The organism is Leuconostoc falkenbergense (assembly GCF_045801155.1).
GTDB lineage: Bacteria > Bacillota > Bacilli > Lactobacillales > Lactobacillaceae > Leuconostoc > Leuconostoc falkenbergense.
This window is the reverse complement of record NZ_CP174386.1, coordinates 1,018,601-1,041,939: the sequence shown is the minus strand read 5'-3', so window position 1 is coordinate 1,041,939 and position 23,339 is coordinate 1,018,601. Positions and strand designations below refer to the sequence as shown.

The window sequence follows — 23,339 nt, the reverse complement described above, 5'->3', positions numbered from 1 at the left end:
TCAGTAGTTTGCTTTCAGAATTATTACAGTTAACCTGCAATAAATTATCATATCTCACTTCATATATTTTACTGTTGTTGCGTGGCTTTTCAGAACATTTTTCCTAAGTTAAACAGTGAGTCTTTACGCCAGATTTACTGCGCAAATAAAGCCGTCCATTGATGGCTTTTTTGTGTGTTTTTATAAACAAGCGCACTTGTCAAGCCAGATAGACGTATAAAATTGACGGCGATTATGTAAATTGATTAGCGCCATAATATGAGAAAATAAACCAATATTTTTAGTTAAAATCAAGTCTATTATCAATGTCAATAACAGTCTAACGGCTAACATACACGTCAGTATATTACAAACATATTCACGTGTATGTTAGTCACTATATACGTATATATATATGTGTGTATATAAGCGTGTATATGTTAGCCTATATAATGATGTTATATACACTAACATAAATACATCACATACATTTAAAAACCTTGCTATAACACCGTTTGCGCAGTTGTTCACTTTTGTTTTTCTTAACATTTTAACTATTGACCGAATGTCAATTTTATAGTGTTATTGAGAGAAGGAATAATTACCACATGACTAAGAAAAACCCAAATTCCAAATATGGTCGCCTTAATTTTACAGAGCGCGTTACCATCAAAAATATGATTGACGAGGGTAAAACCAATGCAGAAATTGCTCGAAAGCTGAACCGACCTCGAGCTACCATTACACACGAATTGCAGCGTAATGCCCGTGTCATGACTTGGCGTGGCAAAAAGAAAATATTGCGCCATACCTACGAACCTGTGCAAGCCACTAGACGTGCTGAGTATTACCAATCAAAGTCGCATCGTTCACAGCCTAAAATCACTCCTAAAAAACGCGAAAAGATAGATTACTATCTCAAAAAGAAACATTGGTCGCCAGAACAAATCGCACATGGTGTGCCACGAATTGGTGTTTGCACACGAACAATCTATAACTGGATACTTAATCGCAACCTGAGTGCGACATTAAATGATTTACCGCTTAAAGGCAAAAGACGCAGGCATCTAAGGGCAAAACCAGTTAATCCAGAACATAAACGGATGATGATTGAAACGCGTTCAATTCACAACCGTCCAGAAGTCATCAATAATCGTTCAACATTTGGTCATTGGGAAATTGATGGGGTGATGAGTCCTCAAGATTCCCAATCTTTCGTGATCACATTTGTAGAACGAAAAACACGTTTTATGGTTGGTGTCAAAGCAAAAAGTAAGAATTCAGAAGATGTCAAAACAGCCATAGATACCTTTATGTCAAGGTTTGAGAATGTTTGTGACAGTATCACATGTGACCGCGGTACAGAATTTACGAGTAGTTTATTTATTTACAGCATTGAAGATACTTACGGTAAGAAGTTATATTACGCTGATCCACAATCACCAGGACAACGCGGTACAAACGAACGCATGAATCGTGAATTAAGGCGTGTATTTCCTGCTGGCTATGACTTTACTAAGATTACCCAACGTAAGCTTCAAAACGCCATTCAGGACATCAATGAGCGTCCAAGAAATGTGCTCAGGTTCAAAACACCTGAAAAAGTCTTTACTAAGCGAATCATGGCAGGTTAATCATCAACAGATGCTAAAAATCGCAAATTGTTAAGACAGTTCAAAGTTCAATAGCTTTGGGCTGCATTTTTGCGTATAATAATAACCAGATAAACACGAATTAAGTACTTGATTAGCTTAAAAAAATCAAAATGAAAATGCAAAAACTAAATATGCGACCAACATTAAACATCAAAAATAAATTATGGTAGTTGAAATTTAGAAACGCAAGACCACAAAAAGCACAAAAACAGTTTTTGTAATCAGATTGTAAACAAATCCGCTATCACAACAGCGACAACGGATTAGCGAAAATAAAATCAATTTTTTTAGATTATTTGTTACTTTAGGGGTTGACAAATTCAAGACATTTGTTAGTTAACATAATATATATTATCGAAAGTTGACTATCAGGGGCAGATTGCAATAGGTATTCTCTATTTGTAAAGGTTTATTAAGGTGTCTGTTACATTCTGTAATCTGTAATGAGTTTGAAATTATTATTGAACACACTTAATCAACAAGTATACGCTTGTTTTTTAAATTTTCCAGTAACAGCGAACCCTTAATTGACGTGCTTTTAGGACTATTTCACATAGTCATTTCGCTTTGTATGTCGTTATTATGACACAAAAAAAGACTAATCTCTAGTCTTTGTGTGAGCTTATTTAACTTTTAAACGTTTCTTAACTTATATCATCAATATCAACCTTGACATCTTTATCAGCATCTATATCTGTCAAATTCACATCTTTTAAAGCATTGATTTCTTCAGCTAACTTTTGCTCATATTTTTTAATTTTCTGCTTGATATACCGTTCTTTATAGCGTTCCATATTACGGTATTCCTTATTAAACCGTTCATAAGGTGTTGAGCCTTGTAGTGCAATACGCATTGGTTTACGGTTGATTTTATCAGCGATCACTTCCAAATCTTTTTGCTTGATTGTTCTAAAGGTCGTTTTCTTCGGGATAAACACTCTCAATTCACGGTTTTTGTATTCGTTCGTCCCTCTTTCCTGTGGCGAAGAGGGTGTTGCGTAATAAATTTTGGTCTTATATTCTTGCTGGACAACTTCTAAGAAGTCCCATGACATGAACTCAATACCATTATCAGCTGTGATTGTGCGTACCCATTTACCATAATTCTTATAGAAATATCTAAAGCCCTTAATCACATCAAACGATTGCTTACTATCAATTTTGATTAAGGGCAGATTGCAAGAATCATCCGAACACCGCATGTTTCTGAAAGACTTTTCGTGGTGATTGCCAGTTGAGCGTTTTCATTGGCCTGGCATTAATCCAATGATTAATTTGATCTAATTCTTTCTGACTGATGGTTTCAATTTTGCGTTCTTTTGGGATAAAACGACGGACATATCGATTTAGCACTTCATTACTACCACGTTCTTCTGGTGAATATGGGTGTGCAAAATACATCGGTATGCCTAGCTGTTCTTCTATTTCATCATATTTTGCAAACTCTCGACCGTGATCAACTGTAATTGATTTAGCATTTTTTATACCCTTGAAAAACCTAATAATAGCTGGTGTCACTGCCTGACTATTGCGCCCACTGACATGTCTCATGATATGTTGTCGACTCAATCGTTCTGTGATGGTCACTAAAACATCGCCACGTGTTTTACCAGATTGCATCGTATCAACTTCAAAATGACCAAATTCTTGTCTTAATTGGACAGCTTTTGGTCGTTTTTCAATTGAACGGCCATGAGCAAAAACACGTCTACGGCCGTCAGATTGACGTTTACGTCGAATACCTTTATCAGGTAAATCTGATAACTTAATTTTAAGCAAACCATGATGAATCCAGTTGTAGATGGTCTTGAAAGCAATACCCAATACATGAGCAGCCGTTTCTGGTGACCACTTCAAGATACCAATGTGATGGTTCAAAAAAGCTGATATTTCAGGTGTTAGGGTCGGATGGCGACCGTGTTTGTGCCGATTACACTGGGCTAAATGATGAGCCTGTTGTGCATTGTATGGTTTAATTCGATTTAACTCGTAGGTAATAGTTGCAGGAGAACGCTTTAAGAAACGGGCTATTTCTCGAGTTGAATGATTAAGTTTGATCATTGTTTCAATGACAGAACGTTCGTGAGCTGATAAACTAGAAGACATAAGCTGCAGATCCTTTATGGTTGATTTTAGTCAATTACCATTAAAGTCTCTGCAGTTTTTTTATGCAAGGTGTTCGGTTTAATTTTACAATCTGCCTAAGACATAAAAACGTGTTTTGCGTTCTACCAATGTTAGGATAGCGCTTTTATCGTTGATTTCGCCATTTTTACCCTTTGCTGGTAAGACTAAATCAATTTCCCAATGGCCGAACTGTCTACGTGTGTTTATCTTTGGTGGTCGTTCATAAATTGAGTGACGAACTAGAATACCTTGTGACTTTAGCTTTGAACGCAGTCTGTCAATCTCACGTTGTTTTTGATACTGCGTTTTAATTTTCACTTTTTCTGCATCTGTATTATGCGCACGCTTACGATAATATGGTCTTAAATAGATTTTTCCTTGTTTTGCCCAATTCCTAATCGTTGATGCCGAGACTTCAATATCTGATACATGTGCTTCAGCGATTTGTTCTGGTGTCCAGTGTTCAACATTGACCCAATGCTCTATCAACTCTTTTAATTCTGGTGTCAGCAATTTTGAACCGTTGCCACGTCTCACACTTCTTTGAGTGGCTATAAATTGTCCACGTAAGGCAGAGTATTTGATACGTGAATGAATTTCAAGATTATATAATTGGCGCTTACTTAGATTACTAAAGTCAAAGATATTCCCTTGCTTTAATTCTCTAGAAATAGCCGATTGCGAGCGATTAAGTTTTCTAGCAATTTCCGACTGTGTCAATTTTTCATCATTCCACATGTGTTCAATTAAGTGCCGATCATTCTCATGAATACGTGGATATTTTATTTGGTCTCGTGGTAATTTCTTAGTCATATAATTTATTATTACTCCTAATTAGTTATGTGAATAAGATAATATTATCACACCTAAACTATGCTTAAAAGCCTACAAATAAAGCATATAGAATTGTGAACCTATTAGCATATTACAGAATATTTTTATACAACATTAAAATCATCAAGAATATTTTTAATATCAGCTAGTTCTTCATAATATTCTGTGAGCCAACGTGTATCTAAGCGCATACGCTCAAGTTCAGGCAACAAATTATTTTCCAAGTTTTTAGCATGTTCTGCTAATTCCCTCAAAATACAGGCTTCATAGTCGTTTACATCATCAAATGGTCTAAAGGCTTCATCAGTAAAATCAGTAATATTGTGAATGCTGTAAGCTATCTGCCCTATAATTTTGTTATTATCAGACCACTTTAATTGTTCACGTAAATGACTATCAACCTCAATATCACGTAAACAGCCAACATAACGGTTGATGATGCAATACCTTAAATTATCAATTTCTTCGTTTATCATCACGTTGCCCTTTCTCTTAATTGCTTTTTAGCTTGATATAATTGTTCTTCAATCTTATTTAAACCACTTTCTGTGTTACGATCAGTTCCCTTAATTAGCAAGTTTAAAACTTGTTATAACAATACCGAATTTTCTGTTTTAAAAAAACATTCCATAATTTTGGAATGTCTCTCTCACTTATTGATAATGTGTTTAGATTCTATTTTTTAAGCTATACAAAGAAGAAAAACATCATACTATCCCATACAGCATGTAATGCTCAGAAGTCAATAAATTGGACTATTTTTATTCAGTTACTTAGGCAACATTTGAGATACGATTGCGATTATAAAAATTGATATACCAACCAATGGCTGCTTGGACTTGCGTTAATGTTTCGTATGCCTTCAAATACACCTCTTCACGTTTCAATATTGAATGAAATGCTTCCATACGGCCATTATCGTATGGATGTCCTTTGAGTGAATATGAATGTTTCAAGCCATAATTTTGACATTTAATATTAAATTCAGCACTCGTGTATTGTGACCCCATATCTGAATGAATAATTAATGGCTTTCGATGCTTATCTAACGCCATCTGTAAGGCACTTGTGGCTAGCTCGGCTGTCATTGTATCACCAATTTTATAGCCCAATACTTTTCTCTTCTCAGGATCCAAAACGGTCGCTAAATAGACCCATTTGTGGTTAGTCAACTGAATATAAGTGATATCTGTTTGCCAAACACCGCTCAAATCATGCAAGTGTCTAATCAAATTGGGCTTTTGATCAACAGTCACGACAGTTTTTGGCTTGCGATAACGTTTTTGCATGCGGGATTTAATCCCTAATTCACGCATCAATTTGAGTGTCATATACTCAGATACTTTCGGCCCGTCAGTTTGTTGACTATAAGCAGAAATACGGCGATAACCATAAAATTTAAAGGTTTTCCAAACGTCTAAAATATAAGGTTTTAGAGATTCTCTACGCTTTTCTCGTCGACTGGTCTGCCAATGGCGCCAGTTGTAATAGGTACTAGGTTTGATTTTAAGTGCACTTAAAATACGCACAAGCGCATAGCCTTGTGCTAAAAATTGGTTAACAAGCGGCAATCCCACATTACGGACTATTTTTTGGCTAGTAAGATGGCCGCTCGCTTTAAAATTTCGTTTTCTTCCTCCAAAATAGCGAGACGCTTTTCTAATTGCTTGACATCTTTTAACGTCTTTGACTGACCATGAATCATGACTGGGGTAGCTTGCTTGACCCAAATAGCAATAGAATCTTTTGAAGGTCCAAATTCGTCTGCTAATGACTTAAGTGAACGTCCTTCTTGGTGAAGTTTAACCAGTGAATCTTTAAAATCTTGTGAATAACGAATTGACATAAAAATACTCCTATACTTTCATTTTACGGACTGAATAAAAATAGTCCATTTTTTTAGTATAAGAGCACACTTGTATGAACTGTTAATCTAGTAGCTTGATGAATCTGTTTTGCTAATTCTGGTATTTGTAATCGATATGCCTCATCAAGGCGGGCAATTTGTTGTGAGCGCCTAGCTTGACCGATTTTATAGTATTCAAAAAAGATATTAACTTTGTTGGCATATCGCTGATGAACGATACGTACTTCATAAATCGTATTGGGTTGTTTTGTGAACAGCGTTTGAATGGTTGTAATAATGTCTTCAATTGGATTCATTTTTCTCTGATGACCGTCCTAATATCTTCAAAAGCGATAAATTGTTGATTGATGTAGACACCTAATTCTGTAAAACCATTGACTAAACCAGTCACATTAGGAATCAGATAACCATCATTAGTTTCAATATTCTGTTGCACAGTCACCATGTGATAATTAACACAGGCGTGTTGTAAGATACTTTGTGCCTCATTTAGTGGTATCATAGGTAACTTTTGCGTTTTCTGATTGCGTTGAAAGTCCTCTTTAACTAAAGATGAGGTGTGATCGGATAAGAAGTAACCATTCCATTTGATTTTGCCACGTTCGCGATAATCATTTTGAAAATAACGATTGATAATGGTGCTAAAGTTTTCTTTATTGGCCATATTACTTTTCCATTTCTACTATGAATCGATAATTATCAAGATAAGTATTGACGAATATCGGATTGGTACTGTTTCAATAGTCCTTGGCTGTAATGTTTAGGTTGATTAGAGTCTCTAACTCTTGCCCATAAAATTGAAGCGACTGTCATTCGTTCACGATAAACTTTGGTATAATCATCGGCCATAAATGTTTTGACAAAGTCATTCCATTGATATGTCTGTTCTTCAGCGTTGGTTACTAAATTTTCATAGGGGTGCTCGTAAACATCCATCAAGTCCTTGACTGTGGCCGTTTTGTCTTGTGTTGTTTCAATTGCTCTCATCTTAATAGCCATCGATTTTTTAAAACTAAATTGGCTTAACCCATAATATGCTTTAAAAAATGCTCGCGCTTCATTATTCAAACTAAAACCGGACGCTAATATATTGGTATTGGGTGTAATTGAACTAGCTTTTAGAGTGCCTTTACGACGTATTGTTCTGGTTGTTTTAATGTTTGATACTGGTATACCAGTAAGTAGTTTAATAATATAGGCTGTTAACTCAGCCTTTGTTCCAGTGGCTGGTAGACTGTGCCTTTTGCAAATTTGTTGCAGTTCCGTTTTGTACCAATAGTAGCTCTGAAAGTCTTTGATACGCATATTTTTGTTAAAATCAGGTCGTGCCATGAACAATATCCTTTCTGTTAATCATAGCTATTACCCCCATTATGACCACCCACTAAGCTAGCGCGATTAATAGCTGTTCCCCCGGCCTCTTTGGACATAGCTCGCATCAAAGCAGTCGTGCCAAAACGCTGACGAATTTCATCAACGACTTGGTCAATTTTATTGGTTTTAAGGAGATGCTCAGGTTGCTCAAAGAGATTAAGCTGTACGCCAGTGTCATCAACTAAACCACCATAATCAATCCCAATATGTCTAATCACTTCGCCATGCCAATATTTTCTAAAGAGATTAACCATAATAGCCATTAAAATATTAGTATCATTAGTAGGACTAATACGGCACTGTTTCCTAAACCCATGAGATCTCTGTTGCTCACTTTCGGCAAAAGAATAACCGATAAACAAACCAACTAAGCTTGTTTGCTTTTGATGGGCACGAATTCTTGTAGCGACCTGATCAGCCATTTCTCGAATAACAATTTCAATTTCATCTTGTTGGCTATAATCACGTGGTAACACTTGCGAGTTACTATAAGATTTACTTTTTGGTTTAATTTTGTCAGCCAAATCAGAACGATCAATCCCCCAAGACAAAGCGAATAATTGCTCACCCATTAATCCTAGTTGCGAACGAAAGAGATATGGATCTTGATGCGCTAAATCATACATCGAATGAATGCCCATCAAATTGAGCTTATGAGCAGTCCGTGAACCAATACTCCAGACATCAGTGAGTTGTGTGATTGACCATAATTTCTCTGGCACATCTTCATAGTGCCAAATGCCAGTTAAATTCTTTGCGTGTTTGGCTTCAATATCAAGCGCCAATTTGGCTAAAACCGGTGAATCACCAATACCAACAGTTAAATAGATACCAGTTTCTGCTCGAACTTGTTGTTGTATTTTGAAAGCAACTTCTGCTGGCGTTTTACCAAATAATTGCCAAGAATGTGTCATGTCAAGGATAGATTCGTCAATGGAATATGGTAATAAGTGCGCATCATCAGTGTATCGACGATAGATGTTATTAATACGTAGATTTTCTTGAATATAAAGGTTTATTCTTGGATGAGCAATCACTAAGTCCGGGCAAACAGGAATATCTCGTTGTCGAGTAACATTAGTGATACCCAGCATTTTCTTGGCCATTGGTGAAGATGCCAAGACTAAACCACCGTTGGTGTTCTCTTGTTCCGACATCACAACAAGTAAGGCTTTTAGTGGATTGTAGTCACGTTCCACACACTCCACACTGGCATAGAAACTTTTAGAATCAATCATAAATATCACACGGCGTTCTTCATGTGTATAATCATATTCAGTTTTCTGCTGGTTAACCATAGCCTATCTCCAAAACAAAAGACGTATAATTCATTATACGAACAAATGTTCTGTTTAGCAAGCAGAATTTATTAACATACTTGAGTTATTTTGATGGATTTAAGTTCAAATAAAAATACCTTAAAAAATTCAAGGTATTTTTATAGCAATTAGCCGTCCTTAATTATCTTGGTATCGATAGTGGTTTTCATAAATCAAAATGCCTGATACCACTACTGCAATTATTGTCCCACAAAGCAAAGCCAGTAAGATATGTTGTGGCACTGTAACCATAAAGAACAAACTGCCGATAATAAATATAAGCACGAAATAAGACAATAGTCTTAAGTTGGATCTCTTTGGCTTATCTTCAATGCTTGCAGTGACATTGACTGATAGCAGTGATAGTGTCATTGTACCGACAATGAACGCAGCCCAAATCGGATTACTGGCACTAATTGCTTTGTCCACATTTTTAAAGCTTTGATAAATTAACATTAATACAATAACAGCATTCTCAACGAGAAAGGCTATTTTAAAATTTTTGATTAATTGTATCTTTAAACGTTCATCAACGACTTTTTTCATTTTCAAAATCCCCCTGTTGTAACCAAAAAACGTCATCAAGTGTCTTATTGAGTCCATAACAAATTCTCAAACAAAGACTAATTGTTGGGTTGTACTCACCTTTCTCAATTAAACTCATTGTTTGACGAGTAACACCAGCAATATAGGACAGATCTCTTTGAGAAATTCCAGCTTCAACTCTAAATTTCTTGACATTATTCGTAAGCATCACAAATATCCTTTTTAAGTAATGTATATATTACTTAAGTAAATTATATATTACCTTATGAAAAAGTCAAGATTGAAAAATTATTTATTGAATACTGGTGCGGATTAGTTTTGTTTTGTTTACTTTAACTTAGCTTCAGATTTCTGTTTGATGTGGATTTTCCTTTCAAAACCCAATCACAAGAAAAAAAGCTAGCACAATTTGATTTGTGCCAGCTTCTAAACTTATCCTCATTACATAGTATATTGAAATACAGCATCTCTTAATAAAATAAACTTGCAAATAAATGACTAATTATTTGTATTTGTTGTTAATCCGTTATCTTCCTTAACCTTTCAAAATAATTTAAAAGCAAAACATTTAGCAGACAGAATTTAAATACGTATTAAATTTTTTATCTGACATATCAGTAATTTTAATAAGAGTACAATTAATCATATTAACTAAAAATATTATTTAAACACAAAGGATTTCAACATAATGAAAAAAGCATCATTAAAAATTGTATTTCTAAATTTCATGACACCTGCATTGATATTCTTGTGTTTTGTTTGGCTAATGCCACTACTTAACAGTTTCGCTATTTCTTATTTGAACTATTCTTCTTACCAAAATTATCAAGGGTGGTTACTGTCTGACATCACTTTATACATTATCCCCATTATTCTCTTATCTCTTTATCTCACAAATAAAATTAAAAAGACAATCATATGGGAATCACCAAAATTACTCAGTATCCTGCTTAGTTTGCTTGTTGTAGTATTGGATTTCGTATTAACAACAGTAATCAATAAAGTCTTCCCTATTCCCGTTGCCAATAACCAAAGACTGATTTTAAGCACATTAAATAACTCTTCAATATTAGGCATACAATTAGAGCTGTTAGCTATTACTTTTCTTGGACCAATCTTTGAAGAATTAATGTGTAGAGGTTTGTTAATGAATTTCTACTTTAGAAAGTCAAAATATGGCTTTGATGTTATATTTAGCGCAATCATTTTTTCACTGCTTCATCAACATCAGAATTTAACAGTCTTGCTTCCTTATTTCATTTTTGGATTATTGTTAGGATTGTTGTATCGATTTACAGGTAAACTTCAGTACACCATGTTAGCACATATCTTCGTTAATACGCTAATTGCTTGGCCCTACATTCAAGATAATGTCATCATTTTTTTATAAGCTTTGATGTTATTCGACCATTATTTAGTTATTAGTAACTTTCTCGTATTGGTTGTTTCGCTTGATACGATTGTTTGTGGCACCGCATATTTCATCACACGACTTTCTGAATGAAATTTTGTCAATGGTATAATTAATCCAATATAATTTCTAAATAAGATTGAGGGATCAAAAATGACACCAGATGAACTTTTTAACAAAGCAAAAGAATCTAATATTGTACCCTATGAAGCCAAACTACAATCTGCTTTTCAGTTTGGTGTATATGCTGATGAACTAGCAAGTCTAGTCATAAGTGGTAAAAAAACTGCAACAACAAGCTCACTTGATTTATATGAAGACAATGAACCACTACCACAACATGGTGCATATGATGTCGTTTTAGATAGTCAAAATCAAGCCGTGTGTATCATAAAAAATGACAGCGTTGAGATTAAAAACTATCTAGATGTTAGCGAAAAACATGCCTATCTTGAAGGTGAAGGCGATCGAAGCCTGCAATATTGGCGTAATGTCCACAATGAATTCTTTATCAATGAATATCAATTATTAGGACATGTATTCAATGAACGAGAAGCTAAAATGGTTCTCGAAAATTTCCATGTGGTGTATCCTGTAAAATAATCACTTCGATTTCTTTTTGGGTACCGGGATCTTTTCAATATTTTATAATAAACTTTTTGCCATACCAATTTTTCTGGCAGTAGTGTCCACTTATACTTACCTTTTCCAATGCACTTGTCCAATAACACTTGATGACAGCACAACCAATTGCACTGTATTGTCAATCTTATTAATTTAATCATTTTACAAGGGAACATTTGTTTGGTATAATAATTGCTATGCTTGACATATTTAGTCCAAAACCATTAAACAAAGAATGAGGTATACTGTGACAACTCAAATTTACAGCAACTGTCCCGTATTTGAAAATAACTATTTTATGTTACGACAAACCATAATGGCCGATAAAGCAGATTTATTTAAGGTTTATAGCGATAAAAAAGCTGTTCCTTTTTTTAACTCTGATAATTGTGATGGGGATACTTTTTTCTATGATACACTTGCAAAAATGGAGCAAGCAATAAGTGATTGGAATTTAGAATATAAAAACTATGGTTTTGTCAGATTCAGTATTATTAATAAATTTACTGAAGAGATCATTGGGACTATTGAAGTTTTTCATCGTTACTCTGAAATAGATATGTTTAACAACTACTTAATTCTCAGAATGGATTTGCGAAGTGATTTTGAGAGGTCAGATGTTGTCATGAAACTGCTGCGTTTAATCGTTGATCCGCTTCAAACCATTTTCAAGTGTGATAATATAGCCTCAAAAGTAGTTCCTTTGAATACTGAAAGAAAAAAAGCTTTTCAAGAATTTGGTTTCTCTGAGGTTAATAAACCGCTAATTGGAAATGATAGTAAAGAATATTTCCACTATTTTGTGTTGAATAAATAGTGCTTATACGAGGTTGCTGAATATTCTATTTGATAACGGTTTTTTGTCTGTTCTCAAGCTGTCACCAGAATAGCTTTAAACTGTTTGGCTTCCAAAATTATGATTGAGTTGGTATATTTTAATCTTATAAATCGTAATGCAAATATACTACTAATACCAATTCGTTAATGTCACTTTTCCAATCGTGTGACCTGATTCTACATCAGAATGTGCCTTTTTCATGTTTTCAGCGTTAATTGGCTTGTATGTTTTTGTGGTAATGGATAGCAATTTGCCCTCTTCATATAATCTTGCTAGATGAGTTAAAATTTTATTCTGGCTAATCATATCTTCAGTTTGATAATATGACTTGCTATACATCCATTCCCAACTGAATGAAACCCGCTTTTTAGTTAGTTTTTGAAGATCAATTAATCTGCGGTTTTCCGTGGTGGCTGTCACTTGCCCGTCTGGTTTGATTAATTCAGCAATCTCATGCCAATGCGCATCTAAATTATTGAGATTTAGAATATAGTCAACATATTGATTACCTAAAGTGCGAACCTGTGTTATTAAATCTTTATGATGATCAACAACATAACTCGCGCCTAACTTTTTAACCCATGAAATTGATTCTGGTTTTGACGCGGTTGCTATAACAGTTAAACCGGCTAGCTTTGCTAGTTGAATGGCCATTGACCCAACACCGCCCGAACCATTAATAATCAAGATAGTTTTTTTATGATTACTGGAGGACCAATCAATGCTTAATTTTTCAAATAATGACTCATAGGCTGTTAATCCTACTAGGGGAATCGCAGCTGCCTGTGAATTGTCTAAATTATTTGGTGCCAACCCTGTAATTCTTTCATCTACTAATTGATATTGGGCATCACTACCGGATTTTGTAAAATCTCCCGCATACCACACGCGGTCACCAATATTAAAAAGTGATACCTCATCACCTTTTGCGATAACCGTACCGACGGCATCCCAGCCAATAATTTTCGGCTTTACTAATTTATTATTTCGACCACCTCTACGCACAAATGTGTCAACTGGATTAACTGATACACCGTCTACTTTAACGAGAATATCTCTCCCGTGTGCGGTTGGTACATCAATCAACACATTTTCAAAGCTATCATTGTTTGTAATAGGTAAGTGGCGATAAAATCCAACTGCCTTATTTTGTTTTTCCATTTTTCTGCCTCCTGACAAAAATAATGATAAACCTTTAAAAAAAATTGTTAAGACGTGAATTTAATCGCACTGAGTGACGTAATATATACTAGGTGCTTTTTAATTCACCTAATTTTTTTAATCAATAAATGCTATGATAAAGTTAGTGAGAATTGGAGGTAACCTGAAAATGAAAGAAATTTATGATTGTGACCTTGGCTGTCCTGTTCAAAACACCCTACAATTCATATCTGGTAAATGGAAAAGTGTCATACTTTATCATATTTTTAAAAATGAAGTGCTAAGATTCTCTGAATTACAAGCAAAACTACCTTATGTTTCAAAAAGAATGCTTGCAAAGCAACTATCTGAATTAGAAGAAGATGGTATATTAGACAAACAAATTTATCCAGTAATTCCGGTTAAGACAGAATATCGAGTAACAGAATTAGGTAGTAGCCTCTACCCTGTTATTGAAGCTATGGAAATTTGGGGAACAAATTACACTCACATGACTAAGTCTTAGGATATAGCTTGCAATCAAAAAATACAGATACTCATGTCGAGTGTCTGTATTTTTTGATTGCAAGGCATAACAGCGTACGGCCAAGAATGGAGAATTGTTTTGTTGCAGTATTCTGCCAATTCATTTTTTCTTGTAACTGCCTATCGGTAGTTCTCTTAATAGCTCAACTTGACAGATTGTTTAACAAATCATTTAAAAGTCACAATTTAAGATTAAAGTAAGCATCATTGCTAAGTCCACTGTACGGCCGAAAAAGGCATTTCCCTCTTTTTAAATAATACTAATACCAGTACACAATATAACTTGCCTACTTTCTTCATCTTTTGTATGTTCATGAATGAATCAATGTGACACAACATTTAATAAGATTTACTCAATCGACCGTCCACCAATTCATATACATGATCAGCAAATTTCTTCAAACGCACATCATGTGTCACTGTGACAATTGCTTTCTTTTGTTCATGGGCGATCGTTTGCAATAATTCACCTACTACTTCTACGCGATCAGTATCTAAAGCTGCCGTCGGCTCATCAGCTAAAATGATCTTCGGATTGGTATACAAAGCTCTGGCGATTGCCACTCTTTGTGATTGACCACCTGATAGCTCAACGGGGTATTGATTTAATAATTTTTCGATTCCGAGTTGCTTCAGTAGTTCATTAAATTCGATTTGACTTAAATTGCCATTTGGTTTGACTTTGTTTACAAGTTCAAATTGTTCACAAACATTTAAAAAAGGAACCAAACTATAACGTTGTAAGATAAAACCAATCTGATTTAACCGAATTCGCTCTTGATCTTGCTGCTTTAATTGGTTGATTGAAGAACCATTCAACAAGATTTCGCCATCTGTTGGCGTTTGAATACCACCAAGAATAGTTAACAGCGTACTTTTTCCAGAACCTGATGGCCCGAGAATTAAAGTTAATTCATTCTCATTAGATTCAAAATCTATTGCTGTTAAGGCTTGCACAGCATTTGGGCCTTTACCAAAAACTTTGTTCACTTTTTTTAATTCTAATGTCGCCATATCCTCTTATCCTCCAATTGCAGTGACTGGATCAATTTTTGAAATGATTCTCATTGGAATGATTGCACCAATCAGCCCTGTCAGTAATACGCCAATGGCGACTAAAATAATGAAACGTGTATCAAAGGACATAGGCACCGTATTTGGAATCATGATTGAAGTCAAAACCGTAACGAGTAAGCCAACAACTATGGCAATAGACAAAATGAGGAATGCTTCACCAAATGTATTTTTGAGAAGATAGCTACTAGGGATTCCCTGTGCTCTTAATACTGATAAATTAGGTAACTTTTGTATCGTTAAAATGTACAGGAATATCGTGATGATCACTAGAGATATGATGATTAGGAAAACTATCATGAAAGCGAAGGTTGTATTTTGTGCTGAATATCCAGGTAGTTTGTTTAAATATGCTTGTTTACTATAAGTAACCAAGTTATTATCTTTGACTTTGAGATTATCATTCTTTTTAGAAATAAAGCCACTGGCCGAATACTTTGTCCCAACGCCTTTTATGGTAAACCAGTCAGCGATGTCGCCATAAACGACAGGTGCCATATTATATTGTGCATCTTTCACTTTGCCAACAACTGTATAGAGATGTTTGTCCAACCCAATTTTGATTTTATTCCCTATTTTTAAGTTTGCAAATTTATCAGAAACCACAACTTCATATTGGGCCATTGGTTTTTTGCCAGAAATTAATTTTAAATTCTGAAAAATATACTGCGTAGATTCAAGTCCAATAAATTGAGCTGACTGTGTTTGCGAGGTCCCTCTTTTCTTGATGTTAGCAGGCGTTATCCCAACTGTCGCTACATTTTTGTCGTCATGAAAAATGTCAGATTGTTTTTTAGTCAATAATGACTGACCCATGTTACCATTAGCGTCTTTTGTCATCAGCGCACTTTGAGTTTGCCACGAAGTAATTGCCGCTGTATTTTCGTTTGCCAATCCCAGCGATAAAGCACTCAGAATAAAAATTAGGAAACTGATTAAACTGATAACTGCGACAATGAGACTGTATCTCAATTTTTCATGACGAATTTCTTTAATGGCTAAAAACATCATTGCCCTTCTTTCTGATTCAACAAGTCTTGTACAGTGGTAAGTCTGTTAATGATTTGATCCGTGTTATCCGGTTGCAAAAAAGCCTCCTTGATTGACTCATGACTGACCAGCATCTCAAGCCACAGTTTAGTATCCAAATTTTGCTTCGTGTGAGTAGCAAAATTTGTTGTAGCCTTATGGCTTAGATAGGTATTGAATAAACTTTCATTGACTTGATAATATTTTTTTAGAAAATCATAGTATGGGTTAACTTCAATACCAGCAATAAAACGAATTGTTGCCTCAAACGGATTTACGACTTGATCATGGTGAATCTCAGTCATGACTAATTCAAGTACCCATTCGTAGGCATCATATAAATCCTCAAAATAAGTATAAAAAGAACCTCTCGAAATATTAGCTTGTGCTACAATTCGCGCAACCTGAGCATCTGCTATACTATAAACGGAAAATTCATCAATTAAAGCTGCTTTTAAATTCTGTTTTTTTTCTGTTTTAATTCGGGTTAATATATCTTTTGCCATTTTCATCTCTTTTTGACACGGTGTCATTTATTGCTTTTATAATATATTATTTTTGACACGGTGTCAATTTATTTGAATTAAGATATTCGATGAACAATTTAAAAGCTAAAAAAAAGCAGACCTACGAAATCTGCTTTTTTCAAAATCATACACAGTACGGAACATTCAGTGATTCAAATTTTTTGGCACGAAAAGTGTTCAATCTTATCAGCTTAAGTCGGACTGCTTTACTACACCAATACTTCGTGGTTGTATCATAGCTTCTATGATTGGCACAATAATAAATATTTCCAATAAAATGTATGTTAATCGATACGCATTTAAGTCTGTCAGATATTGATTCAGAACTGAATAACTAATTGTTACTAATGAAATACCAATACCTTGTGATAAATTTTGACTCACCGCAGCTAATGTATTAGCACTATTTCGTTCATCATAAGGAATCTCTACTAAGCTCATACCATTGTATGCTGTTAAAGCTAAAGATCTACCAACACCTGACAATGTTAGGATAGCTATGATATAAAATTGATTTATTTGGCTTGTCAACGTACCAATCATAATCGTTGTAATAAATATCAGAAACAAAGAAACTATTATGGTATTTTTAAAACCGAGTTTTTGTATGATATTATTTGCAAATGGTTTGATTGCAATATTTCCAACGAAAATAAACAGCACAAACGAACCTGTTTTAATGGCGGACCAGTGGAAAGCATTTTGGAAAAATATGGTGCTGAGGTACGGAATGGCACCCACAGTTAACCACATGATACTACCCCCAAATTGACTTACTTTATATGATGGAAATCTGAGTGCTCGTATGCTAAATAGTGGCGAAGTCGCCTTAATGAGATGTTTAACAGTACCGATGGTGCTAGATATAAAAATCAGTAACAACACTATGGATAACATATTAAGCACTTTTTTTGATGAAATGATGTCCAAAGCAATTAAGAGTGAAGCACTAGCTAAACTAATTAAGGCAAAACCAATCCAATCAAAAGACGTACTTTTGTCTGTACGTTTGATATCGTGTTGTAAAACATTATTACCAATGATAAATAAAGCCATACCGATTGGTACATTAATCATAAAAATCAAACGCCATGACCAATATGTCGACAGTACACCACCAATAAATGGCGCAATAGCTGGTGCTATTAATGCTGGCCAAATCACAAAACTAATCATTTTAAGCAGGTTTTGAGGTGGTGTGTTTTCTAGAACAATCAATCGAGCTATTGGAACTAGTAATGCACCCGAAAAGCCTTGCAGTAATCTCATACTTAGCATGAGTGTTAAATTTGATGCAAGACCACTACCTACTGAGCTCACCGTAAACATGATGATAGCCAAAAGCCATATTGTTTTATTACCATACTTTTTAGCAAGCCAACCACTCAATGGTATGAAAATAGCTACCGCTATCATATATACACTAATGATTAACGAAGCATTAGCAGCAGTAATCTGCAAACTGTTTTGAATTTGTGGTAAAGCTGTCGTCACAATGGTACTATCTAACATTTCCATAAATAAGCTTAATCCCATTAACAACGCAATTGGTTTTTCGTTATTTTTCATTTGATCTTGTCCTTTTATTCGAAGCGCTACTACATCAGTTTCGCTTAGTTTATGAATAAAATCATAACATATAGTGTTTACACTGTAAACACTATTGATAAAAAAAGAGCCATCACAAATTATTGTAACGTCTCATTTGGTCTACCTATCCCAGTTACTAATGATGGTATCTAATGCTTCATTGAGCTGTTCGTATTGTTCTATTGAGCAATGACTAGCTATCTTCTGATTAAGATCAAGAATTTTATTTCGAATTTGTTGGGTTGTTTCTTCCCCACTTTTGGTTAAGTATAGTGCATAAGCACTTTTATTGTGTTCACTACTTCTGCGTTCGATTAGACCTAAAGCAACGTACTTTTTAATAATGCGCGTCAATAGGCTACGTTGTACATGACGTTTATCAGCTAAAAACTGCTGACTACACCCCGGATTTTCTTGAATTGATAAAAAAACATTATAATCGGTCACATTGACAGATATTGTTTCTCCAAAATTGGCGTACTCTTGCATAAATAACTGATATAAATGACTTATTTTACGACCGGTTTCTTGTAGTGCCATGTTTAGTAATACCTTTTCAATTAGTTTTATTCATCATAACACGATGTGTTTACAATTCATACACAATGATGATTGCAATAAAATTTTAAAAATAGCCGTGATAAAAAGAGCAAACATTGTTTAACAAGTTTACCCTTTTTGTTAGATGATTCAATTGATTTGATGAGATTTATGCAATCTACGCCATCCTCTTGGTAAATGTTACCATTTCTAATGTATCCCAGCGTTTCATAGAATGTGGCTGCTGTTAATTCTGAATGAACTAGTATTTTTTTGAATTTTTGCTTTTGTGCTATTTTTTCTAGAGAACGAATAACCTCAGTTCCGAGTTTTTGCCCTATACTCCTTAAGTGTTGCAACGCGTGTAATCCGCACGACATCATCGTTTAATAGTAATAGTCTAGCTGTTGAAACTGGTTCTTTACCATTAAAAGCAACACCATATATTGTTTTGTCATGATCATGACTATCAAATTCGTCTTCTAACTCTAAATTACGTTCTAAAACAAATACAGTCATTCTGACATAACAACTGGCGGCGCGTAAATAATTAAAATTGCCAACTTTGATTGCTAAGCTGGCAATTTTTTCTCCATTTGATAATCCTGATATACTACGCAAATGATTGGTTGTAGTTATCTGAAAAATAAACTTAATATCTATTGATTAAGCTACCATAATGCATAAAATCTGTTTTGAAAAGTAGCAATCCTCTTGATAAAAAAATTTACACTGCTGTTACCACCGCTTTTAACTAGGATTATTTTTTAATAATTTCAAAATAAATTTACCAACACCAGAATTATCGTTCGTATCTGTTAAATAGTCCGCATATTGTTTAACTTCAAGTGCGCTATTTGCCATTGCAACAGCATGTCCGACGATATTGAACATTGGAATATCGTTATGACCATCTCCAAAAGCATATGTGTTTTCCAAATTAATATTTTTGTTTTGTAAAATACACTTTATGCCATTTTCTTTTATAGCGTCCTCGTGTGTAATTTCAAGATAATTTTTGCCAGACCTTTGGACACTAATTGACTCAAATTTAGCTTCAGTAAAATAATTAATCGCTTTTGTCATTACAGATTCATCAAAAATAATAATCATAATCTTATAAATATCAATATTTTTCTCAAATAATTGCGATAGTGGTTTCACTATTGGTGATTGTTTTGTTAGGGATGATTCATACGCAATACCCTTGTTTATTTCATTGGTATACCAAAAATTTTCGTCATAAAAGCTAGTTGAAACATCTGGAAATCTAGCAACAATACTTTCGACAATCAATTTTGCCAATTGAAAATTAATAATTTTTTTCTCAATGACGTTACGTGTATTTCCTGTGCCCTGGAAAACAATACCGCCATTAAAACCAACTTGCGGTCCTTTTAAATCGAGCAAATCAAGTGCAAAATCCATTTCTATTGGCGCTCTTGCGGACACTAATGAAAAAGGCGTGTCTATTTTTTTGATGATTTCAATATTTTCTTGGGTGATAGAGCCATTTGAAGTCAACAAGGTGTTATCCATATCTGAAAAAAAGTATTCTACAGCCATAATTATGTTACCTCTCATTTTGAATTTTATTTATTTTTGACAATTAATCTTGATCTTTGATTTCCTTGTGCGTCAAAGTTGGCGTCTTGTAGCCATCTTTCTATACTTTGTTTAACTGCTATCCAATCATAATCTGTCATAGAAAACCACGCTGTATCTCGATTTCTCCCTTTATAAACTCACATATTTCTGAAAATACCCTCAAATGAAAATCCTAATCTTTTAGCTGCTTTTTTAGAATCTTCATTAAGACTATCACTCATCCACACATACCTACGGTAACCTAATTCGTCAAAGACATATTTCATTAAGAGAAATTGTGCTTCAGTAGCCATTCTTGTTTTTTTCAATTTATCAGAATAGATGACATAACCCACTTCCACACTACCATTTTCTTGGTCAATTTCTACCAGCGCAAAGCTACCTAATACTTTTTTCTCTTTTTTATCAAGAATGGCATAGTGAGTTTCTTGATTATTATTTTCTATTTTTACCAAATAGTTCCAAAATTCTTCACGATTCTGAAAGGCATTCAATGATAAGTATGTCCATGTACGAGGATTGCTTGTGGGACCGAATAATTCATACAAATCATTAAAATGTTTATTTTTATCAACTTTTTCCAATACACAAAATTCGCCAACTATTTTCTCCTTATTTGGGAAATCTCTAGGGAACCAGTCAAATATTGCATGTCCTACTAATTGGTTCAATTTATTGACATTTTTTTTAGTATTCATAGGATTTATTTTTCTTTATAAAGTTGAAATTGATAAAACACACAATCATCAGTACCTTTGTTATCAAAACTCGATAAATATCGACGCCCAATATACGAAAATCCATTTTTTTCATATAATTTTCTGGCTGGAACATTGTTCGCTAGTGTGTCTAATTTAATCGATGCCATATTATTTTCAATCGCCCATTGTTTTATGAAGCTTATCATTTTACTCGCAATACCATTTTTCAACCGTTTTGGATGTGAAATTAATGTATGAACAATCAAATGATTTGCCTTATTTGTGCCATAAACCCATGGCACTGTTTTATATTCATCATCTGACTGTTGATTAAGAATCATAGAACCAACAACTTTTTCTTGATTATCAATACAGATAAAAAATTCCTCATGTAATATTGCCTCTAAGGCGTCCACAACATTTGGATATATATCAGGTATCCAACTAGTCTGTTCTGAATTGATAAGAGGTAGCGCTTCTTTGTAAAACAATTTGACATTTGAAATATCATTCAAATTAGCACGCCTGACCCGAAATAACATAAAATGGTTAGCCTCTCTTTATTTGTTTATATTTACCATACTGAAGATTTTTTATTCACCAAAATACGTGACTCATCGTGAAGACCTTGAAATTTCAAAACGATTTTTTGATTGGGATGGTTTTTGATGTTCTTCCAAATGGCAGTCGTCTCAACAATGTTGCCCTTTTTACCCGTTTTTCGCGATACTGGTTTGCCGTGATCATGAACAATTTTCAAATACATACTAATCTGATTATTCGTATAGGGCTTGTTTGGCGATAGGCTCTCAGCGCTCATTAAATTCTGGTAGTCATTCTTCGACCATTGTTGCCGCTTGAGCTGTTTTAAACGCAGCTGTTCTTGTCGATTTTCTTTTTGTTTAAAATCATTCACAAAATAGCAGGTTCCAATAACCATAGCAAAAAACATGACTGATACAATAATTTTTTTCTTCATCAAGTACTCCTCCGCTAATGAACTGACTGCATAGCATCATTGAATATTTTTTGAATCTGCATTTTTATCATTTTTTTCAATAAAATCGGAAACCGTATCAAAATAAAACCAATGCTCTTGAACAAACGTATCAAAGGCCAAGCTCGCATCATTTTGATTATCATTAATTTTTAGATTTTCAAAAGTATATGATGTGCCAAAAGTACTCGTACTTTGTGCTTTATCTGAATAGCTCATTTTTTTGTAATTTGCAATCCATGACTCAAAATCAGCCAGTGTCCATGTTGTAAAGAAAACGTTGGAAGAGTTGTTACCATGCATCATGTCATTACCTCGCGGAACAGAAAAAACATGACGCATATCAGTCGAATGCTTTGTGCTATTCTCGGACATACTTGACTCTGCGGAACTAATACTGACAAACGAGGAAGTGATATCCTTTTTAGTCTCTCTAGTGCTTGTGCTCGATTTAATCAACAAAACGCTTGCTATTATTACTAATACTGCTAAAAAAACGAAGTAAATGTGTGTGTGTTTATTTTTCATAAATTTACAAAATTGTATAACATATTAAATTCTTTAGTGAGACAGTTCATAGTCATCTGCTGAAGTTATAAAAATAGTAGATACTAATTACTATCAATTATTCATTTGTTCTTCGATGCCTTTTCTATCCAATTGTATCCAATATTCAGCAATTTTCCCATCTTTAAGTAAATAAACAGCACTACCAATTTCTGTGACATCTTTTTTATCCACTGTTCCGACTTGGCGCCATCGAACATAAACTTTATCCCCATCAGACAAAATTTCTTCAATCGCTAAGCTGAAGTCGCCATACATTGCTTTCATTTCTTGAACATGATTGGCATAATCTTCAGGAGACCGTTCGATCACTTCATCAGTGTGCGATTCAGCCAAAACTTGATGAGCGTGTACGATGTTATGCATATACTGAGGAGCAGAATTGACATTTTGCCCGGAACGGACATTTTCAAAAAACGATTGGATTATTTTTTTGTTGGTCATAA

General features: G+C 34.3%; 31 protein-coding genes. 5 read left to right on the top strand and 26 right to left on the bottom strand.

The features are described 5' to 3' along the window. The first annotated feature begins 587 nt into the window (after positions 1–587). Entirely contained in the window at positions 588–1,613 is a 1,026-nt protein-coding gene (locus ACI3ES_RS05150; protein WP_407632039.1) for an IS30 family transposase, read from the top strand. Positions 1,614–2,278: 665 nt separating this feature from the next. On the opposite strand, the gene ACI3ES_RS05145 is transcribed toward ACI3ES_RS05150, so the two are convergent. The 12 genes from ACI3ES_RS05145 to ACI3ES_RS05090 form a co-directional block, all read right to left on the bottom strand. Next, the gene (locus tag ACI3ES_RS05145; RefSeq protein ID WP_407632038.1) at positions 2,279–2,836 is read right to left on the bottom strand and encodes an IS30 family transposase; all 558 of its coding nucleotides are present in this window, start codon (positions 2,834–2,836) and stop codon (positions 2,279–2,281) included. Further along, the gene (locus tag ACI3ES_RS05140) at positions 2,820–3,740 is read right to left on the bottom strand and encodes an IS30 family transposase (protein WP_012268558.1); all 921 of its coding nucleotides are present in this window, start codon (positions 3,738–3,740) and stop codon (positions 2,820–2,822) included. The genes ACI3ES_RS05145 and ACI3ES_RS05140 overlap by 17 nt, the downstream gene beginning before the upstream one ends. Positions 3,741–3,824: 84 nt before the next feature. Then, on the bottom strand, positions 3,825–4,574 hold the full coding sequence (locus ACI3ES_RS05135; RefSeq protein WP_407632037.1) for an IS30 family transposase: 750 nt from the start codon (positions 4,572–4,574) through the stop codon (positions 3,825–3,827). A 125-nt stretch (positions 4,575–4,699) separates the two neighbouring features. Further along, positions 4,700–5,071 carry a hypothetical protein gene (locus ACI3ES_RS05130; RefSeq protein WP_114667736.1) on the bottom strand — a complete coding sequence of 124 codons (372 nt, stop codon included), beginning with the start codon at positions 5,069–5,071 and terminating at the stop codon, positions 4,700–4,702. A 297-nt stretch (positions 5,072–5,368) separates the two neighbouring features. Beyond that, positions 5,369–6,172: an IS3 family transposase gene (locus ACI3ES_RS05125; RefSeq protein WP_180921964.1), complete on the bottom strand. Its 804-nt coding sequence runs from the start codon at positions 6,170–6,172 to the stop codon at positions 5,369–5,371. Positions 6,173–6,180: 8 nt separating this feature from the next. After that, a complete protein-coding gene (locus ACI3ES_RS05120) occupies positions 6,181–6,441 on the bottom strand; it encodes a transposase (RefSeq protein WP_103152754.1) in 261 nt (86 codons plus the stop codon). Positions 6,442–6,494: 53 nt separating this feature from the next. Next, positions 6,495–6,758, bottom strand: a complete 264-nt coding sequence (locus ACI3ES_RS05115) for a hypothetical protein (protein WP_317211412.1) — start codon at positions 6,756–6,758, stop codon at positions 6,495–6,497. Beyond that, a complete protein-coding gene (locus ACI3ES_RS05110; protein ID WP_114667665.1) occupies positions 6,755–7,126 on the bottom strand; it encodes a hypothetical protein in 372 nt (123 codons plus the stop codon). Before ACI3ES_RS05110 ends, ACI3ES_RS05115 begins: the two co-directional genes overlap by 4 nt. A 35-nt stretch (positions 7,127–7,161) precedes the next feature. Then, on the bottom strand, positions 7,162–7,794 hold the full coding sequence (locus ACI3ES_RS05105) for an SAP domain-containing protein (RefSeq protein ID WP_114667666.1): 633 nt from the start codon (positions 7,792–7,794) through the stop codon (positions 7,162–7,164). A 17-nt stretch (positions 7,795–7,811) separates the two neighbouring features. Beyond that, positions 7,812–9,134, bottom strand: a complete 1,323-nt coding sequence (locus ACI3ES_RS05100) for a Y-family DNA polymerase (protein ID WP_114667667.1) — start codon at positions 9,132–9,134, stop codon at positions 7,812–7,814. A 159-nt stretch (positions 9,135–9,293) separates the two neighbouring features. Beyond that, positions 9,294–9,701 carry a hypothetical protein gene (locus ACI3ES_RS05095; protein ID WP_114667668.1) on the bottom strand — a complete coding sequence of 136 codons (408 nt, stop codon included), beginning with the start codon at positions 9,699–9,701 and terminating at the stop codon, positions 9,294–9,296. Further along, the gene (locus tag ACI3ES_RS05090; protein ID WP_114667669.1) at positions 9,685–9,909 is read right to left on the bottom strand and encodes a helix-turn-helix transcriptional regulator; all 225 of its coding nucleotides are present in this window, start codon (positions 9,907–9,909) and stop codon (positions 9,685–9,687) included. Before ACI3ES_RS05090 ends, ACI3ES_RS05095 begins: the two co-directional genes overlap by 17 nt. A 480-nt stretch (positions 9,910–10,389) precedes the next feature. On the opposite strand from ACI3ES_RS05090, the gene ACI3ES_RS05085 reads away from it, so the two are divergent. The 3 genes from ACI3ES_RS05085 to ACI3ES_RS05075 all read left to right on the top strand — a co-directional run bounded on the left by ACI3ES_RS05085 (position 10,390) and on the right by ACI3ES_RS05075 (position 12,553). Beyond that, entirely contained in the window at positions 10,390–11,091 is a 702-nt protein-coding gene (locus ACI3ES_RS05085; protein WP_114667670.1) for a CPBP family intramembrane glutamic endopeptidase, read from the top strand. 174 nt (positions 11,092–11,265) lie between these two features. Further along, the gene (locus ACI3ES_RS05080) at positions 11,266–11,715 is read left to right on the top strand and encodes an ASCH domain-containing protein (RefSeq protein ID WP_114667671.1); all 450 of its coding nucleotides are present in this window, start codon (positions 11,266–11,268) and stop codon (positions 11,713–11,715) included. Positions 11,716–11,983: 268 nt separating this feature from the next. Beyond that, complete coding sequence (locus ACI3ES_RS05075; RefSeq protein WP_407632036.1) at positions 11,984–12,553, top strand: GNAT family N-acetyltransferase; 570 nt, start codon at positions 11,984–11,986, stop codon at positions 12,551–12,553. Positions 12,554–12,703: 150 nt separating this feature from the next. Here the strand turns inward: ACI3ES_RS05075 and ACI3ES_RS05070 are convergent, their stop codons facing one another. Beyond that, the gene (locus tag ACI3ES_RS05070) at positions 12,704–13,735 is read right to left on the bottom strand and encodes a zinc-binding alcohol dehydrogenase family protein (protein ID WP_142511840.1); all 1,032 of its coding nucleotides are present in this window, start codon (positions 13,733–13,735) and stop codon (positions 12,704–12,706) included. A gap of 169 nt (positions 13,736–13,904) precedes the next feature. On the opposite strand from ACI3ES_RS05070, the gene ACI3ES_RS05065 reads away from it, so the two are divergent. Further along, positions 13,905–14,240 (top strand): helix-turn-helix domain-containing protein, encoded by a 336-nt coding sequence (locus ACI3ES_RS05065; protein WP_114667674.1) that lies wholly within the window; start codon positions 13,905–13,907, stop codon positions 14,238–14,240. A 359-nt stretch (positions 14,241–14,599) separates the two neighbouring features. On the opposite strand, the gene ACI3ES_RS05060 is transcribed toward ACI3ES_RS05065, so the two are convergent. The 13 genes from ACI3ES_RS05060 to ACI3ES_RS05000 form a co-directional block, all read right to left on the bottom strand. Next, entirely contained in the window at positions 14,600–15,274 is a 675-nt protein-coding gene (locus ACI3ES_RS05060; protein WP_114667675.1) for an ABC transporter ATP-binding protein, read from the bottom strand. A 6-nt stretch (positions 15,275–15,280) separates the two neighbouring features. Further along, a complete protein-coding gene (locus ACI3ES_RS05055) occupies positions 15,281–16,345 on the bottom strand; it encodes an ABC transporter permease (protein WP_242029763.1) in 1,065 nt (354 codons plus the stop codon). After that, positions 16,342–16,869, bottom strand: coding sequence for a TetR/AcrR family transcriptional regulator (locus ACI3ES_RS05050; RefSeq protein ID WP_114667677.1), 528 nt, complete (start codon positions 16,867–16,869; stop codon positions 16,342–16,344). The genes ACI3ES_RS05055 and ACI3ES_RS05050 overlap by 4 nt, the downstream gene beginning before the upstream one ends. Before the next feature lie 207 nt (positions 16,870–17,076). Beyond that, positions 17,077–18,558 carry an MFS transporter gene (locus ACI3ES_RS05045; RefSeq protein ID WP_114667678.1) on the bottom strand — a complete coding sequence of 494 codons (1,482 nt, stop codon included), beginning with the start codon at positions 18,556–18,558 and terminating at the stop codon, positions 17,077–17,079. Positions 18,559–18,600: 42 nt separating this feature from the next. Beyond that, complete coding sequence (locus tag ACI3ES_RS05040) at positions 18,601–19,020, bottom strand: MarR family winged helix-turn-helix transcriptional regulator (RefSeq protein ID WP_114667679.1); 420 nt, start codon at positions 19,018–19,020, stop codon at positions 18,601–18,603. Between the two features lie 56 nt (positions 19,021–19,076). Beyond that, a complete protein-coding gene (locus tag ACI3ES_RS05035; RefSeq protein WP_375792900.1) occupies positions 19,077–19,400 on the bottom strand; it encodes a GNAT family N-acetyltransferase in 324 nt (107 codons plus the stop codon). Beyond that, positions 19,339–19,539: a hypothetical protein gene (locus tag ACI3ES_RS05030; RefSeq protein ID WP_371866814.1), complete on the bottom strand. Its 201-nt coding sequence runs from the start codon at positions 19,537–19,539 to the stop codon at positions 19,339–19,341. Before ACI3ES_RS05030 ends, ACI3ES_RS05035 begins: the two co-directional genes overlap by 62 nt. A 231-nt stretch (positions 19,540–19,770) precedes the next feature. Further along, complete coding sequence (locus ACI3ES_RS05025; RefSeq protein WP_114667680.1) at positions 19,771–20,586, bottom strand: HAD family hydrolase; 816 nt, start codon at positions 20,584–20,586, stop codon at positions 19,771–19,773. Positions 20,587–20,765: 179 nt separating this feature from the next. After that, positions 20,766–21,326, bottom strand: a complete 561-nt coding sequence (locus ACI3ES_RS05020) for a GNAT family N-acetyltransferase (protein ID WP_114667607.1) — start codon at positions 21,324–21,326, stop codon at positions 20,766–20,768. Positions 21,327–21,331: 5 nt separating this feature from the next. Then, a complete protein-coding gene (locus ACI3ES_RS05015) occupies positions 21,332–21,871 on the bottom strand; it encodes a GNAT family N-acetyltransferase (protein WP_114667608.1) in 540 nt (179 codons plus the stop codon). Between the two features lie 32 nt (positions 21,872–21,903). Continuing rightward, complete coding sequence (locus tag ACI3ES_RS05010; protein ID WP_114667609.1) at positions 21,904–22,308, bottom strand: hypothetical protein; 405 nt, start codon at positions 22,306–22,308, stop codon at positions 21,904–21,906. Positions 22,309–22,344: 36 nt separating this feature from the next. Next, entirely contained in the window at positions 22,345–22,701 is a 357-nt protein-coding gene (locus ACI3ES_RS05005; RefSeq protein ID WP_147272497.1) for a hypothetical protein, read from the bottom strand. Positions 22,702–22,947: 246 nt separating this feature from the next. Then, positions 22,948–23,337, bottom strand: coding sequence for an ester cyclase (locus tag ACI3ES_RS05000; RefSeq protein WP_114667611.1), 390 nt, complete (start codon positions 23,335–23,337; stop codon positions 22,948–22,950). Positions 23,338–23,339 lie beyond the last annotated feature (2 nt).